The organism is Kribbella sp. VKM Ac-2569 (assembly GCF_004216905.1).
Classification (GTDB): Bacteria; Actinomycetota; Actinomycetes; order Propionibacteriales; family Kribbellaceae; genus Kribbella.
This window is the reverse complement of sequence record NZ_SGXJ01000005.1, coordinates 77,958-91,321: the sequence shown is the minus strand read 5'-3', so window position 1 is coordinate 91,321 and position 13,364 is coordinate 77,958. Positions and strand designations below refer to the sequence as shown.

Annotated in this window: 13 protein-coding genes; 3 read left to right on the top strand and 10 right to left on the bottom strand. The window is 68.8% G+C overall.

Annotated elements, in window-relative coordinates; translation table 11 throughout:
• Positions 1–7: 7 nt before the first annotated feature.
• The 10 genes from EV649_RS31470 to EV649_RS31425 all read right to left on the bottom strand — a co-directional run bounded on the left by EV649_RS31470 (position 8) and on the right by EV649_RS31425 (position 11,212).
• Entirely contained in the window at positions 8–1,195 is a 1,188-nt protein-coding gene (locus EV649_RS31470) for a sigma-70 family RNA polymerase sigma factor (protein ID WP_130387293.1), read from the bottom strand.
• Positions 1,192–1,536 (bottom strand): YciI family protein, encoded by a 345-nt coding sequence (locus tag EV649_RS31465; protein ID WP_130387292.1) that lies wholly within the window; start codon positions 1,534–1,536, stop codon positions 1,192–1,194. The genes EV649_RS31470 and EV649_RS31465 overlap by 4 nt, the downstream gene beginning before the upstream one ends.
• A 76-nt stretch (positions 1,537–1,612) precedes the next feature.
• The gene (locus EV649_RS31460) at positions 1,613–2,542 is read right to left on the bottom strand and encodes a DUF1177 domain-containing protein (RefSeq protein ID WP_130387291.1); all 930 of its coding nucleotides are present in this window, start codon (positions 2,540–2,542) and stop codon (positions 1,613–1,615) included.
• Positions 2,543–2,586: 44 nt separating this feature from the next.
• Positions 2,587–4,188 carry an OPT/YSL family transporter gene (locus tag EV649_RS31455; RefSeq protein ID WP_130387290.1) on the bottom strand — a complete coding sequence of 534 codons (1,602 nt, stop codon included), beginning with the start codon at positions 4,186–4,188 and terminating at the stop codon, positions 2,587–2,589.
• Positions 4,185–4,853: an AroM family protein gene (locus tag EV649_RS31450; protein ID WP_130387289.1), complete on the bottom strand. Its 669-nt coding sequence runs from the start codon at positions 4,851–4,853 to the stop codon at positions 4,185–4,187. The genes EV649_RS31455 and EV649_RS31450 overlap by 4 nt, the downstream gene beginning before the upstream one ends.
• Positions 4,850–6,514 carry an ABC transporter ATP-binding protein gene (locus EV649_RS31445; protein WP_130387288.1) on the bottom strand — a complete coding sequence of 555 codons (1,665 nt, stop codon included), beginning with the start codon at positions 6,512–6,514 and terminating at the stop codon, positions 4,850–4,852. The genes EV649_RS31450 and EV649_RS31445 overlap by 4 nt, the downstream gene beginning before the upstream one ends.
• The gene (locus EV649_RS31440) at positions 6,507–7,772 is read right to left on the bottom strand and encodes a M20 family metallopeptidase (RefSeq protein WP_130387287.1); all 1,266 of its coding nucleotides are present in this window, start codon (positions 7,770–7,772) and stop codon (positions 6,507–6,509) included. Before EV649_RS31440 ends, EV649_RS31445 begins: the two co-directional genes overlap by 8 nt.
• Entirely contained in the window at positions 7,769–9,340 is a 1,572-nt protein-coding gene (locus EV649_RS31435) for an ABC transporter substrate-binding protein (protein WP_130387286.1), read from the bottom strand. The genes EV649_RS31440 and EV649_RS31435 overlap by 4 nt, the downstream gene beginning before the upstream one ends.
• A 14-nt stretch (positions 9,341–9,354) precedes the next feature.
• A complete protein-coding gene (locus EV649_RS31430) occupies positions 9,355–10,212 on the bottom strand; it encodes an ABC transporter permease (protein WP_130387285.1) in 858 nt (285 codons plus the stop codon).
• Entirely contained in the window at positions 10,205–11,212 is a 1,008-nt protein-coding gene (locus EV649_RS31425; protein ID WP_130387284.1) for an ABC transporter permease, read from the bottom strand. Before EV649_RS31425 ends, EV649_RS31430 begins: the two co-directional genes overlap by 8 nt.
• 98 nt (positions 11,213–11,310) lie before the next feature.
• Here EV649_RS31425 and EV649_RS31420 point away from each other — a divergent pair, with 98 nt between their 5' ends.
• The 3 genes from EV649_RS31420 (at position 11,311) to EV649_RS31410 (ending at position 13,299) form a co-directional block, all read left to right on the top strand.
• Positions 11,311–12,117, top strand: a complete 807-nt coding sequence (locus EV649_RS31420; RefSeq protein WP_198682798.1) for an IclR family transcriptional regulator — start codon at positions 11,311–11,313, stop codon at positions 12,115–12,117.
• Between the two features lie 17 nt (positions 12,118–12,134).
• On the top strand, positions 12,135–12,848 hold the full coding sequence (gene pepE / locus EV649_RS31415) for a dipeptidase PepE (protein WP_130387283.1): 714 nt from the start codon (positions 12,135–12,137) through the stop codon (positions 12,846–12,848).
• A 73-nt stretch (positions 12,849–12,921) separates the two neighbouring features.
• Entirely contained in the window at positions 12,922–13,299 is a 378-nt protein-coding gene (locus tag EV649_RS31410) for a VOC family protein (protein ID WP_130387282.1), read from the top strand.
• Positions 13,300–13,364 lie beyond the last annotated feature (65 nt).

The window sequence follows — 13,364 nt, the reverse complement described above, 5'->3', positions numbered from 1 at the left end:
GAACGGCTCAGCCCCGGACAGACACCTCTCGCAGCCGCCTCTCCAGGTACCGGCGTTCGGCGTCTGTGGTGGCCAGGGCCAAGGCCTCGCGGTAGGCGGTGGCGGCTTCGGTGCGGCGGTTCAGGCGGCGGAGGAAGTCGGCTCGGGTGGCGGGGAGGAGGTGGTAGCCGAGCAGCGGTCCGGCGGCTAGCTCTTCGACCAGGCGTAGACCGACGGCTGGGCCGTCTGCCATGCCGATCGCCACAGCGCGGTTGAGGGCGACCACAGGCGTCTGCGGGAGCTGGGCGTAGAGGGCGGCGATCTGCGGCCAGTCGGTGTCGGCTGCGGTCCGGGCGGTGGCGTGGCAGGCCGCGATCGCGGCCTGGACCTGGTACGGGCCGGGCTCGCCGCGGCGCAGTGCGGAGTCGAGGAGGTCCACGCCTTCGGTGATGCGCGTGTTGTCCCACTGGGTGCGGTCCTGCTCGTCCAGCGTGACCAGTGCGCCGTCCGGTGCCAGGCGCGTGTCGCGGCGCGCATCGTGCAGCAGCATCAGTGCGAGCAGTCCAGCGGCCTCAGGTTCGTCCGGCATGAGTTGCACGAGCAGTCTGGCCAGTCGGACCGCTTCACCACTCAGGTTGCTCCGGACAACGTCGGAGTACCCCTCATTGAAGAGGAGGTACAGGACAGCCAGTACGGCGGGTGTCCGCTCCGGCAGGAGGTGTGCGGGCGGGACGCGGTACGGGATGCCCGCGTGCTGGATCTTCTGCTTCGCGCGGGTCAGCCGTTTCGACATGGTCGTCTCCGGCACCAGGAACGCTCGCGCGATCTCCGTCGTACTCAGACCGGCCAGTGTCCGCAGCGTCAACGCCACCCGGGCCTCCATCGCCAGTGCGGGATGGCAACAGGTGAACATCAACCGCAGCCGGTCATCCGGTACGTCGTACGGCGGCTCTGAGTCATGCGTCATCGCAGCCACCTCCTGCAGCTTCTGTGCACCCACTGCCTCGCGACGCAGCCAGTCGATCGCACGGTTGCGTGCAGTCGTGGTGAGCCACGCACCAGGCCGATCCGGTACGCCGTCGCTCGGCCACCGCTCCAAAGCCGCGGCGAACGCCTCCTGCGCGCACTCCTCGGCCAGCTCCCAGTTGCCGGTGACCCGGATGAGAGTGGCGACCACCTGACCCCACTCCTGCCGGTAGATCTCCTCGAACGTCACACCGGCGGTTCCAGCACCGGCGGTTCGAAGACCGGCCGGATCTCGATCGTGCCGTAGCCGGCCGCAGGGTGCTTCGACGCGATCTCGATCGCCTCGTCCAGGTCCGCGCAGTCGATCAGCACGAACCCGCCGATCTGCTCCTTCGTCTCCGCGAACGGCCCGTCCGTCAGCAGCAGCTCACCCTCCCGCACCCGCACCGTGGTCGCCTCGTCCGGCGGCCGCAGCCCGGCGCCACCGGCCACGACCCCGCGAGACTCCATCTCCTCCGTCCAGCCACCGCACCCGTCGTTGGCATGCGCAGCAGCCGACTCGTCGCCACAGATCATCAGCAAGTACTTCACGGTCCTCCTCCAGGGGTGTCTTCACTCCACCGACGAACGGCTCGAGCGAGAACAGACACCCCTACGGTAGAACGACTCAGCCCATGCCCTGGAGGTGGTGCATGGTGCCGTAGCGACCGGTGAGGCGGGTGAAGTCGGCCTCGTCGTAGAACGACGCCGTGCCATCGCCGTACGTCTTGGCGGTTTCGACGCAGAAGCGGGCGGCCGACTCGACGCTGGTGAGATCGGTCGCGCCGGTGCCGCATCCCGGTACGGCGGTCTCGGTGGTGATCGCGACACCGACCACCGGCGCGGACGTCGCAGTACAGGGCTGGAGGATCGAGTTGATGTGGTAGACGTCGTTCCCGTACGGCGTGATGTCCTGCATGGTGAGCGGCAGTACGACGGGCAGCCGGCCGGACACCTGGGACGCGAGGTCGAGCAGGTCCTCGCTGACGCGCAGGATCCACCCTTCCTTGACCGTCGGCGAGATCGCGAAGCCCCGGTGGTTGACGACCCGGTTGCCCTTGGTGGTGTCGACCGACAGGATCGCTTCCATCGCGTCTTCGACCTCGTGCCGGTTCATCGCGTCGACGTCGACCGGCGAGTCCATGAACGGCACCGGGTCGTGCGGGCGGGTCGGCGCGTCGGGGCAGACATGCGTCGCGACGATCACGTCACCCGGCAACTGGTCGCCACGCTGGCGCATCGTGCCGAGCTTGCCGGCCACCGCGAGCGCGACCAGCGCGCCGTCGCCGTCGGAGACGAACCCGATCCGCTCCGGCCGGGCGCCGAGTCCGCCGAGGCGGCCGATGACGCCGAGCGTTGGCGCGTCGCCGCCGGCCAGCCGGCCGCGGCTGCCGGGGATGACCGCCCGGACGAAGTCGGTGCTGCCCTTGTCACCCGTCACCGTGGTCACCTGGACGTCGGCGACGCCGTTCTTGCGCAACCAGGCCGCGACTGCCTCGCCGGACGCGGACGCGTCGTCGAGCAGGTCGTACAGGTCGAGCACTTCACGCCATGGCATATCTGCTGTGTCTCCTTGATTTGATGGCTCAGAGATTTGATGGTTCAGAACTTGGTCTTGACGAGGCTGTTGCCGAAGCCGTACAGCGCGTCGCCCGCGATGAAACCGGCCGCAGCGATGGTCATCTGCGACTCCGCCTCGGGGCCCTTCCAGCGGCGGTACGCGACCCGCAGCACGATCCCCGCCAGCACCGTCCACCCGGCGATCGGATTGACGATCAGCGTGCCGGTGGCGAGCAGAATGCCCATCTGGCGTTTGGCGCCGCCGAGCGCCTGGATGATCGCGCCGGGCACGGCCCAGAGCAGCAGCTTGCCGATCAGCCCCTGGTCGGCACCGGCCTGGATGGTCTTGGCGTAGACCTGCACGATCGGCGGGAACAGGTCGCGGTCGAAGTACACGTGGTAGGTCAGCGCGACGACCACGCCCGCGACCGCCATCCCGATGACGCCCGCGAACAGCTGCTGCCGCCGCCCCGCCAGCTCGAACGCCGGGTCGCTTCCCCGGCCGCGCAGCAGCCAGCCCGCCTTGAAGTCGTACCCGGCGTCCGCGAACGCCGGCCCGCCGGCCGCGATGAACCCGACGAGCAGGGCGAGCGCGATCGGCGGGAACCCGAGCAGCATGCCGATCGTGAGGAAGATCAGCGAGGTCGCGAACGACGGGAACCAGCCGGAGTGCATCGCCGACAGTCCGACGATGAACTCGGCGATGATGCACGACACTGCGGCGTACAGCACCCACAGCACGAGCTCCCCGAACCCCAGGTCGCCGATCAGTCCGCCGGTGATCGCGAGCAGGATCGCCGCCCCGACGTACAGGACGAAGCCGCGGGCGAGACCGCGGCCGGCGGTGGAGTCGTCGCGGGTGTACGTCGTGCGCTCCACAGCCGACTCGGCCGGCTCCGGCGTACGACGACCGCGGAAGACGACCACGAGGGCCTGGATCAACGCGACGAGACCGGCGCCGACCATCAGCCCGTGCGGGATGTAGTGCGCCGCGATGTCCACGCCGAACAGGTCCGCGCTGTAGCCCCGTGCCAACAGCCCGACCCCGAACATCGTGAGCGCGACCACGTTCCCGATGAACGCGACGCCGAACGCCGACATCGGTACGCCGAGCCAGGACCCGAGCAGGCCGACCGCCGTACCGGCGCCGAGCAGCGCGGCCCGCTTGCCGCCTTCGTCACCGGCCTTGATCGCCTCGGCCGCGGCGACCCCTGGCGGCCAGGCGCCCGATCCGGGGAAGACCTTCGAGTCGAAGAGCCAGTACAGCATCACGAAGTCGATCAGCATCGCCAGTCCGGCGCCGATCAGCATCGGCCAGACCAGGCCGGGCCGGCCGAGGACGACCGGGATCGCGATCGGCAGCAGCAACGAGTTCGCGGCCGCGAAGGTCGCGGTGGAGATCGTCGACTGGACCAGGTTCTGCCGGTGCACCGACCGGAAAGGACGCAGTACGGCGAGTGGCACCCGGCTGAGCGCGACCGCGACCAGGACACCGATCAGGGCGGTGTTCGGCGTGACGCCCAGCGTGGTGATGATCTGCAGGCCGATGACCGAGCCGACGGCCGCGCAGATAACTAGCAGCGCTAGCGTCGCGGGCTCGAACGCCCGCGGGTGCTTGGTCTGTGGCTTCGTAGGAATGGTCATGTCAGCTCCGCGGTTAGACGTGCGACGACGGACCGTGACAGGACCACAGGAAGCCCGGACGCGGTCGCGGCTGCTTGACGATGTTCCTGCGTATACCCCATGCAGTCGAGCACCAGCAGTTGCGCGCCCTCCGCAGCCAGCGAGCGAGCGGCGTCCTCCAACTCGGTCAGACCAGGCTGGTACGGCGTCGCCCACGCGACCTTGATCTTCTGCTCCAGGTGCCCGAACTTCTCGTACGACTGCTGCTCCTGCTCCGCCAACGGACACACCACCCCGACCAGCGCGTCACCTGCCAGCGCGGAGAGACCCGCGGTCAGCAATGGACCCGCAAGCAGCAGCGGGCGGCTGTGGCGGAACGGTGGGAAGTCACCGGTGCAGACGATCAGTACGACGTCCGCTCCCCCCGACTCCAGGATGTCGATCGCGTTCTGCAGCCGGGACAGAATCCCGGCCCGGCCGATCGCCACCGACGAGCCGTCGCGCAACCGGGTGGTCAGCGTCTCGTCACCCGGCTGCGGAGCCAGCGCCTTCAGGTCCGCCGCGGACAGCCCGTCCAGAGCCCCGCGCTCGCGGACCTCGACCGACGCCGGCAACCACTGCAGCATCTCCGGGAACATGTCGCTCCGCGGCGACTGCCCGATGGTCACAACACCCAGAACGGTCATGCGACGGCCTCCTTTGTTCCGGCTTCGACGAGTTCGCGGCGCTGGGCGCGGTCCAGGCGCGCCCGCGGGTCGGGCGAAGGCACCGCGGCCAGCAACGCCTTGGTGTACGGGTGTTTCGGCGCGGCGAAGACCTCGTCGACCGTGCCGTGCTCGACGACCTTGCCGCGGCTCATCACGAGTACGTCGTCGGCGATCAGCCGCACCACCGACAGGTCGTGCGAGATGAAGACGTAGGCCAGACCGAGCCGATCCTGCAGGTCCTTGAGCAGCTCCAGCACCTGCGCCTGCACCGACACGTCGAGCGCGGACACCGGCTCGTCGCAGACCACCAGCGACGGGTTGAGCAGCAACGCCCGGGCGATGCCGATCCGCTGCCGCTGACCACCGGAGAACTCGTGCGGGAACCGCTCCAGATGCTCGGCCTCCAGCCCGACGAGCTCCATCACCTCGACCAGGCGCTCCCGGATCCCCGCCGCGTCCAGGTCGGTGTGCATTCGCAGCGGCTCGGCCAACGTGCGTTCGATCGTCCACCGCGGATCCAGCGACGCATACGTGTCCTGGAAGACGATCTGCATCCGGGACCGCATCGCCCGCAGCTCCGCGGCGGACAGCCCGAGCAGGTCGACGCCGTCGAACGTCACGGCTCCGGAGGTCGGCTCGTGCAACCGGAGCAGCGCCCGACCGGTCGTCGACTTGCCCGACCCGGACTCACCCACGATCGCCAGCGTCCGGCCCGGCGCGACACTGAAGCTCACCCCGTCAACAGCGGTCACAGGCTCGGTACGACGACGTCGGCCGGGGAACACCTTGACGAGATCCGACACCTCCAGCAGCGGCGCCTCGTCCGTCGGCCGGGACTCCCGCGTTCGCGGCCGGCTGGACGGCAGGAAGCTCAGCAACCGTTTCGTGTAGTCCGCCTGCGGTGCCTCGAAGATCTGCTCGACCGGTGCAGTCTCCTGCACCTGGCCGTCGTGCATCACCGTGACCTCGTCACAGGTCTGCGCGACCACTCCGAGATCGTGGGTGATCAGCAAGACCGACGTACCGTGCTTCTGCTGCAGGTCCATCACGAGTTCGAGGATCTGCAGTTGAGTGGTGACGTCGAGCGCGGTCGTCGGCTCGTCCGCGATCAGCAGTTTCGGCTCGCACGACATCGCCATCGCGATCATCACGCGTTGCCGCATGCCGCCGGACAGCTGGTGCGGGTAGTCCCGCAGTACCCGGGCGGTGTCGCGGATGCCGACCATGTCGAGCAGCTCGGCCGCACGGTCCGCGGCCTGTCTGCGGGACAGCCCGAGGTGCACGCGCAGCGGCTCCATGATCTGGTCGGCGATGGTCAGCACCGGGTTGAGCGCGGTCATCGGTTCCTGGAAGATCGTCGCGATCTCCTTGCCGCGCACGGCCCGCAGCGACCTGTCGGACAGGTTGGTGAGGTCCCGTCCGTCGAACTCGATCCGCCCGCCGGTCACGTGCACGGACCGCCTCGGCAGCAGCCGCGTGATCGTCATCGCGGTCACGCTCTTACCGCTGCCGGATTCCCCCACCAGCCCGAGCATCTTCCCGCGGGGGATGCGCAGACTGACGTCGCGCACCGGCGTGATCGGCCCGCGCGAGGTATCGATCCGTACCGTCAGATTGTCGACGGTCAACAAATCACTCATCGGTCACGCCCAGATAGCAAAGTGTGGTCAGCGCGTACGTCTTCGCAGCCAGTACGACGTCCGCGACCGGCGCGCGCTCGTCGAAGCCGTGGATTGTCGACAACTCAGCCGGGCCGTACTGCAGCACCGGTATGCCGTGGCTGCGGAACGTCCGCGCATCGGAGGACGCCCACTGCAGCACGCCCTCCGCGGGCTCCCCGGTGAGCTCGCGCAGTGCACTGACCAGCTCGACCACGATCGGGTCGTCGGGCAGCGTCCAGTTCGGCTCGCTGCGGAACCCGAGCGGCTCCACGGTCGCCTCGACGCCTGCCTCCGTCAGCAGCTCGTCGACCCGCTTGAGCACCTGGGCGCGGCTCAGTCCGATCGGGACCCGGGTGTCGATCTCGACGACACACTTGTCCGCGACGACGTTGGTCGCCGACCCGCCGGTGATCTTCCCGACGTTGATCGTCACGTGGTCGAACGCCGCACCGATCCCGGGCGCGTACCCTTCCCGCTCCTCGGCGAACACCTGCGACCGCGCGATCAGCTCCCGTACCTCGGCCGGCGCGTCCGGGACCATCTCCCACAGCGACTGCAACGCGAGAATCGCCTTAGCTGCTTGAAGATTCGCGTTCGTCCCGTGCAACGGCTGCAGGCTTCCGTGCCCAGGCCGGCCGGACACCGTCAGCCGGAACCAGTTGCTGCCCTTCTGCCCGATCGTCGGGTGCGTCCGCTCGGCCGGTTCCGCGATCACGGCACCGGTCGCACCGTCCAGCACGCCCTGGTCGAGCAGCCAGTCCGCACCGAGCGGCCCACCGGCTTCCTCGTCGGGTACCGCCGCGAGCGATAAGCGTCCGCCCAGCGGTACGCCGAGCCGGTGCATCACGACGTACGCGTGGATGATCCCGGCGAGGCCGGCCTTCATGTCGCTGGCCCCGCGGCCGCGCAGGTACCCGTCGACCACGTCACCGGCGAACGGCGGGAAGCTCCAGCGGCTCACGTCACCGACCGGTACGACGTCCGAGTGGCCGGCGAGCACGAGATGCCGGTCGCCTGGTTCGCCTTGGTGGGAGACCACGTTCAGGCGGCCCTGGCCGGCGTCGAGGATCTCCACCTCGACGCCCGCCTTCCGCAGTACGGCGGCGATGAACTCACCGACCGCGGTGCAGTCCCCCGGCGGGTTCTCGCTCGGGATCCGGATCAGGTCACCGGCCAGCTCGATCAGCTCGTCCGCGGTCCGCTCGATCTCCGCGAGGACCGTCTCTTCCCAGCTCATTTGGTGACGCTCAACTGGAAGAAGCGGACGATGCCGTCGGGGTACGACGTGTAGCCGTCGAGGCCGGCGCGGTGTGCGACCACGATGTTGTACTCGTACAGGTACGCCCACGGCGCCTTGGTGTTGATCTCCTGCTGCGCGGCGTCGTACAGCTTGTTGCGCTTGGCAACGTCCGGCTCGGTCGACGCCTGCTGCCAGGCCTTGTCCACCACCGGGTCGGAGAAGTTGGCGTAGTTGCTCGAGCCCTGGCTGGTGAGCAGGAGGCCGAGGTGGTAGCCGGGGTCGTTGACGAACGACGTCCAGCGGGTGATGTACGACTGGACCTTCTTGGTCTCCAGCGCCTCGAGGAACTGCGGCCGCGCCATCTTCTTGATGTTCATCTTCACGCCGATCTTGGCCAGCTCGGCCTGGATCAGCACCGCGTCGTCGTTCCAGTCGTCGAAGCCGGACCCGAGCGTGAAGTCGAAGCTGAAGCCCTGCGGCAGACCGGCCTGGGCGAGCAGCGCGCGGGCCTTGTCCAGGTCGTGGCTGTAGGTGTAGCCGGCGTCGCTGAAGCCCGGCGTGGAGCTGGCCACCGACGACTTCATCGGGGATGCCTGGCCCTTCATCACGTCGTTCAGCAGCTTGTCGTACGGGATCGCGTACGAGACCGCCTGGCGGATCCGCGGGTCGTCGAACGGCTTGATCTGGTTGTTCATCGCGAAGAACAGGATCTTGTTGCCGGCCCGCGAGTCGATCGTCACGCCGTCGGCGGCCTTCAGCGACTGCACGTCCTTCGGCGGTACTTCGAGTGCGAGGCCGACCTCACCCTTCTTGAGCAGCTGGACCCGGTTCGACGCCTCGGCGATGAACTTCACGTTCACCTGACGCAGCTTGGGCTTGTCACCCCAGTACGAGTCGTTGCGGGCCATCGCTGCCTCGGTCGAGGGGTCCCACTTGGTGATCTTGTACGGGCCGGAGCCGGCCGTGTTCGTAGCCAGCCACTTGGGTCCGCCGTTCTGCGCCACCTTGTCCATGTCGATGATCGAGAACGAGTACATCGGCAGGATCTGCAGGAAGAGGTGGTTCGGCGCGGTCAGATCGATCTTCACGTTCTGCTCGTCGACCTTCGTGACCTTCGCGATGCCGGCCATCTTGTAGAGGAAGCTCGCCGAGCTGGACGCCTTGATGTGGTCGAACGACTTCACCACCGCGTCCGCCGTGACCGGCGCCCCGTCCTGGAACTTCGCGTCGGCCCGCAGCTTGAAGGTGTACGACGTGTTGTTCGCACTCGCCTTCCACGACTCGGCCAGCATCGGCACGATCTGGTCGGTCTTCGCCTTCGGCTTCCCGCCGTCCTCGGTCCGGGCGTAGGTGACGAGCTGGTCGTACGCCGCCACCACGAACGTGTCCGAGGTGACGTCGTTCGCCTCGGCCGGGTCGAGCGTCTTGCCGCCTTCGGAGTACGCCGCGACCAGGGTGTCGCCGGCGTCCTCCGCGCCGCTGTTGCTGTTGCTGTTCGCGTTCGCGGCACAGCCGGAAACCGCGAGTGCCGCCGCCGCGGCGAGGGCGAGAACTGTCCGCTTCATGCGCGGTCTCCTTGTCATTTGCTGGTCCGCAGGCGCGGGTCGAGGACGTCCCGGAGGCCGTCGCCGAGCAGGTTGAAGCCGAGGATCGAGGTGGCGATCGCCAGGCCGGGGAACGTGGTCATCCACCACTCGCCGCTGATGATGTAGCCGCGGCCGTCCGAGATCAGCACGCCCCACTCCGGGTCGGGCGGCTGGGCGCCGAGGCCGATGAAGCTCAGCGAGGCGGCGGTGAGAATCGCGTAGCCCATGCCGAGCGTGGCCCGGACCAGGATCGGCGCCAGGGCGTTCGGCACGATGTGCCGGATCAGGATGCTGCTCCCGGGCAGGCCGATCGCGTGCCCGGCCTCGACGAAGTCGCGCTCCCGCAGCGACAGCACCTGGCCGTGCACGATCCGGGCGAACTCCGGGATCCCGACGATGCCGACGGCAACCATCGCGCTGACCATGCCGGGGCCGAGCGCGGCCGCGATCGCCATCGCGAGCACCAGCGACGGGAACGCGAGCAGCATGTCCATCAACCGCATCACCAGACCGCCGGCACGACCGCGGACGAAGCCCGCGAATGCGCCCAGCGGTACGCCGATCAGCAGCGAGATCGCGATCGCGATCAGGCCGGTCCACAACGAGATGCGGCCGCCGGCCAGCACCCGCGTGAGCAGGTCACGACCGAAGTTGTCGGTGCCGAACGGGTGCGCCAGAGACGGCCCCGCGAGCAGATCACCCGCGCCGGGCTCCGACGCGCCGTACGGCGAGAGACCGGACAGGAGAGCGCCGAGCGTCCACAGGGCGATGAAGACGAGACCGACGACGGCCAGACGGTTGCGCAGCAGCAAGCTGAGGGTGGTGGTCGGGCGGGACTTGAGATCAGGCATCGGCGATCCTCGGGTCCAGGCGGGCGTTGACGAGGTCGACGACGAGGTTCGCCGCCAGGTAGACGACCGCGGCGACCAGCGTGAAGGCCTGCACCGGCGCGTAGTCGGTGGCCAGCACGGACTGCACGACGTACGAGCCGATGCCCGGCCAGGTGAAGACGGTCTCGGTGATGACCGCGCCGCCCATCAGCTGGCCGAACTGCAGGCCGGAGATCGTGACGATCACCGGGGCCGCGTTCCGCAGCGCGTGTTTGAGGGTCACGACCGACGGCTTGAGGCCTTTGGAGACCGCCGTCCGGACGTAGTCCTGACCGATCACCTCGAGCATCGCGGACCGGGTCATCCGCGCGATGATCGCCGTACTGCCGGTCGCCAGGCAGAGCGCGGGCCAGATGATGTGGGACAGCGCCGAGCGGAACGCCACGAAGTCGCCGGTGAGCAGCGAGTCGACGAGGTAGAGCCCGGTGATGCCGGTCGGTGGGTTGATGCCCTCGGCCACCCGGCCGAGCGGCGCCGGCGCCCAGCCGAGCTTGTTGTAGAAGACGACGATCACCATCAGACCGAGCCAGAACAGCGGCATCGACGCACCGAGCAGCGAGAACACCCGACCGGCGTGGTCGACGGGGCGGTCGCGGCGCGTCGCACTGATCACCCCGAGCGGGATGCCGGCGAGCAGCGCGATCAGGAGCGCCACCAGGGCGAGCTCCACGGTCGCGGGCAGCCGGGACGCGAAGTCGGAGGCCACGCTGTGACCGGTGTGCCAGGCGAAGCCGAGGTTGCCGTGCAGAAGGTCCGTGAAGTACCGGACCAGCTGGAGGTGCAGCGGCTGGTCGAGGCCCATGTCGGTGCGGATCTTCGCCACCACGCTCGGGTCCGCCTGGTCGCCGGCCAGCGTCCGGGCCGGATCGCCGGGCAGCACCCGGGTGAGCACGAAGATGCACACCACGACGCCGATCAGCGCGGGCAGCATCGCGGCCACGCGGCGCAGGACGAGGTTCATGCGGAAGAGATTCGAGGAGAACGCGCGACATCTGCAACGACTTCCCGTTATATGAGAGACCAATTCGATAATCGGGTCAGTGCGCTACCGTTCTCACCGTGGATTCTCTGGATGACGACGTACGGTCACCGCTGCAGACCGTCGACCGGGCGCTGCAGATCCTGATCTCGTTCTCCGAGCAGCGCCGCGACTGGGGTGTGATGGAGCTCGCCGACGAACTCGGGATCGACAAGTCGTCGGCCCAGCGGCTGCTCGCGGCGCTGGCGTTCCGTGGATTCCTCCGCCCGGACCCGATCAGTCGCCGGTACAGCCTCGGCCCGACGATGTGGCGGATGGCCGCGCTGTGGGAGCGCACCGGCGGGCTGGCCGCGCTCGCCGATGCGGTGCTCGAGCGGCTGGCCCAGGACACCGAGCGGACGGCGACCTTCACGATCCCGGACGGTTTCCACGTGCGCTGTATCGCGGCGGTCGACGGCGGCGGCGGTCCGCTGCGCAGTCACCCGCTGGTCGGGGACTTGTACCCGGCGCATGCCGGCGCGACCTCCCGTGCGTACTTCGCCTTCCTGGACCGCAACGAACGCCGCGCACTGCTGTCCGGGCGGCCGTTCGCGCGGTTCACCGATCTCACCGAGGTCGACGAGGCCGCGCTGGAGCGGGTGTTCGAGGACACCGTGCAGACCGGCTGGGCGTTCTCGGACGGCGAGTACGACGCCGCGACCCGCGCGATCGCGGCACCCGTCCGGCTCGGCCGCCGCCCGATCGGCTCGCTGACCGTGGTCGAAGGCAAGTCCGAGGAACTGCCCGGCGACATCCGGGACCACGTCCCACGGTTGCTGGAGGCAACCGAAGAACTGAGCAACCTGCTCGCGCACCGTACGCCGGCGGCCCGCACCCGCCGTCGCTGACCAGTATCGGAGAACCTGTGGAACTGCTCCTGCTCTCGAACTCCGCCACCCACGGCCGGCCGTTCCTCGAGCACGCCCTGGACGCGTTGCGCGACATCCTGCGCGACGTCCGCGAGGTGGTGTTCGTCCCGTACGCGCTCGCCGACCACGACGGCTACACCGCGAAGGTACGGACCGCCCTGGAACCGCTCGGGGTGTCCGTCGTCGGCGCCCACACCGATACCGACGTCCTCCGGTCGGCGGCTGCGATCTTCGTCGGCGGCGGGAACACCTTCCGGCTGGTGAAGACGTTGCAGGAGAGTGGACAGCTGGACGTGATCCGGGATCGCGTCCGCAACGGGACGCCGTACCTCGGATCGAGTGCGGGGACGAACCTGGCCGGGCCATCGTTGCGGACCAGCAACGACATGCCGATCGTGCAACCGCCGTCGTTCGAGACGCTCGGGCTGGTGCCGTTCCAGCTCAACCCGCACTACCTCGATCCGGACCCGGAGTCCACGCACCAGGGCGAGACGCGGGAGCTACGGATCACCGAATTCCTCGAGGAGAACGACGTACCGGTGCTTGGTCTTCGGGAGGGGACGTGGCTGCGGCGGCACGCGGACACGCTCACCCTCGGCGGCATCCCGGCCGGCGCCCGGCTGTTCCGGCGCGGCGCCGATCCTGAGGAGATCGCGTCCGGCAGCGACGTGTCCGAACTCCTGAAGATCACCGCGGCGTACGACGTGTAGTGCAAGCCCTGGCCGGTACGGCGTACCGGGTCTAGCGTCGGGCCGTAGTGGCGTACCAACGGGAGGGGCTGCGATGACAGGGCGGATCGTGCACTTCGAGGTTCCGTACGACGACGGCGACCGGGCGCGGGCGTTCTACCGCGAAGCGTTCGGGTGGAACCTGATGGAGATGCCCGGAATGGACTACACGATGGCGTCGACCGGACCGGTGGACGAGCAGTCCATGCCGGCCGAGCCGGGCTTCATCAACGGCGGGATGTTCCAGCGCACCGACGATCTCAAGGGGCCGATGCTGACGGTCGACGTACCGGACATCGACGCGGCCTGGAAGACGATCGAGAGCCTCGGCGGCGAACGGGTCGGCGAGAAGCTGCCTGTCGGCGACATGGGTTTCGCGGGGTACTTCAAGGACCCGGAGGGCAACATTCTCGGTCTCTGGCAATCAGCCTGACCCTTGGGCGTCACCGGAGGCACCTAGACTTCGAAGGGTTGGCTCCGGTGGCGTCCTCGGGAGGA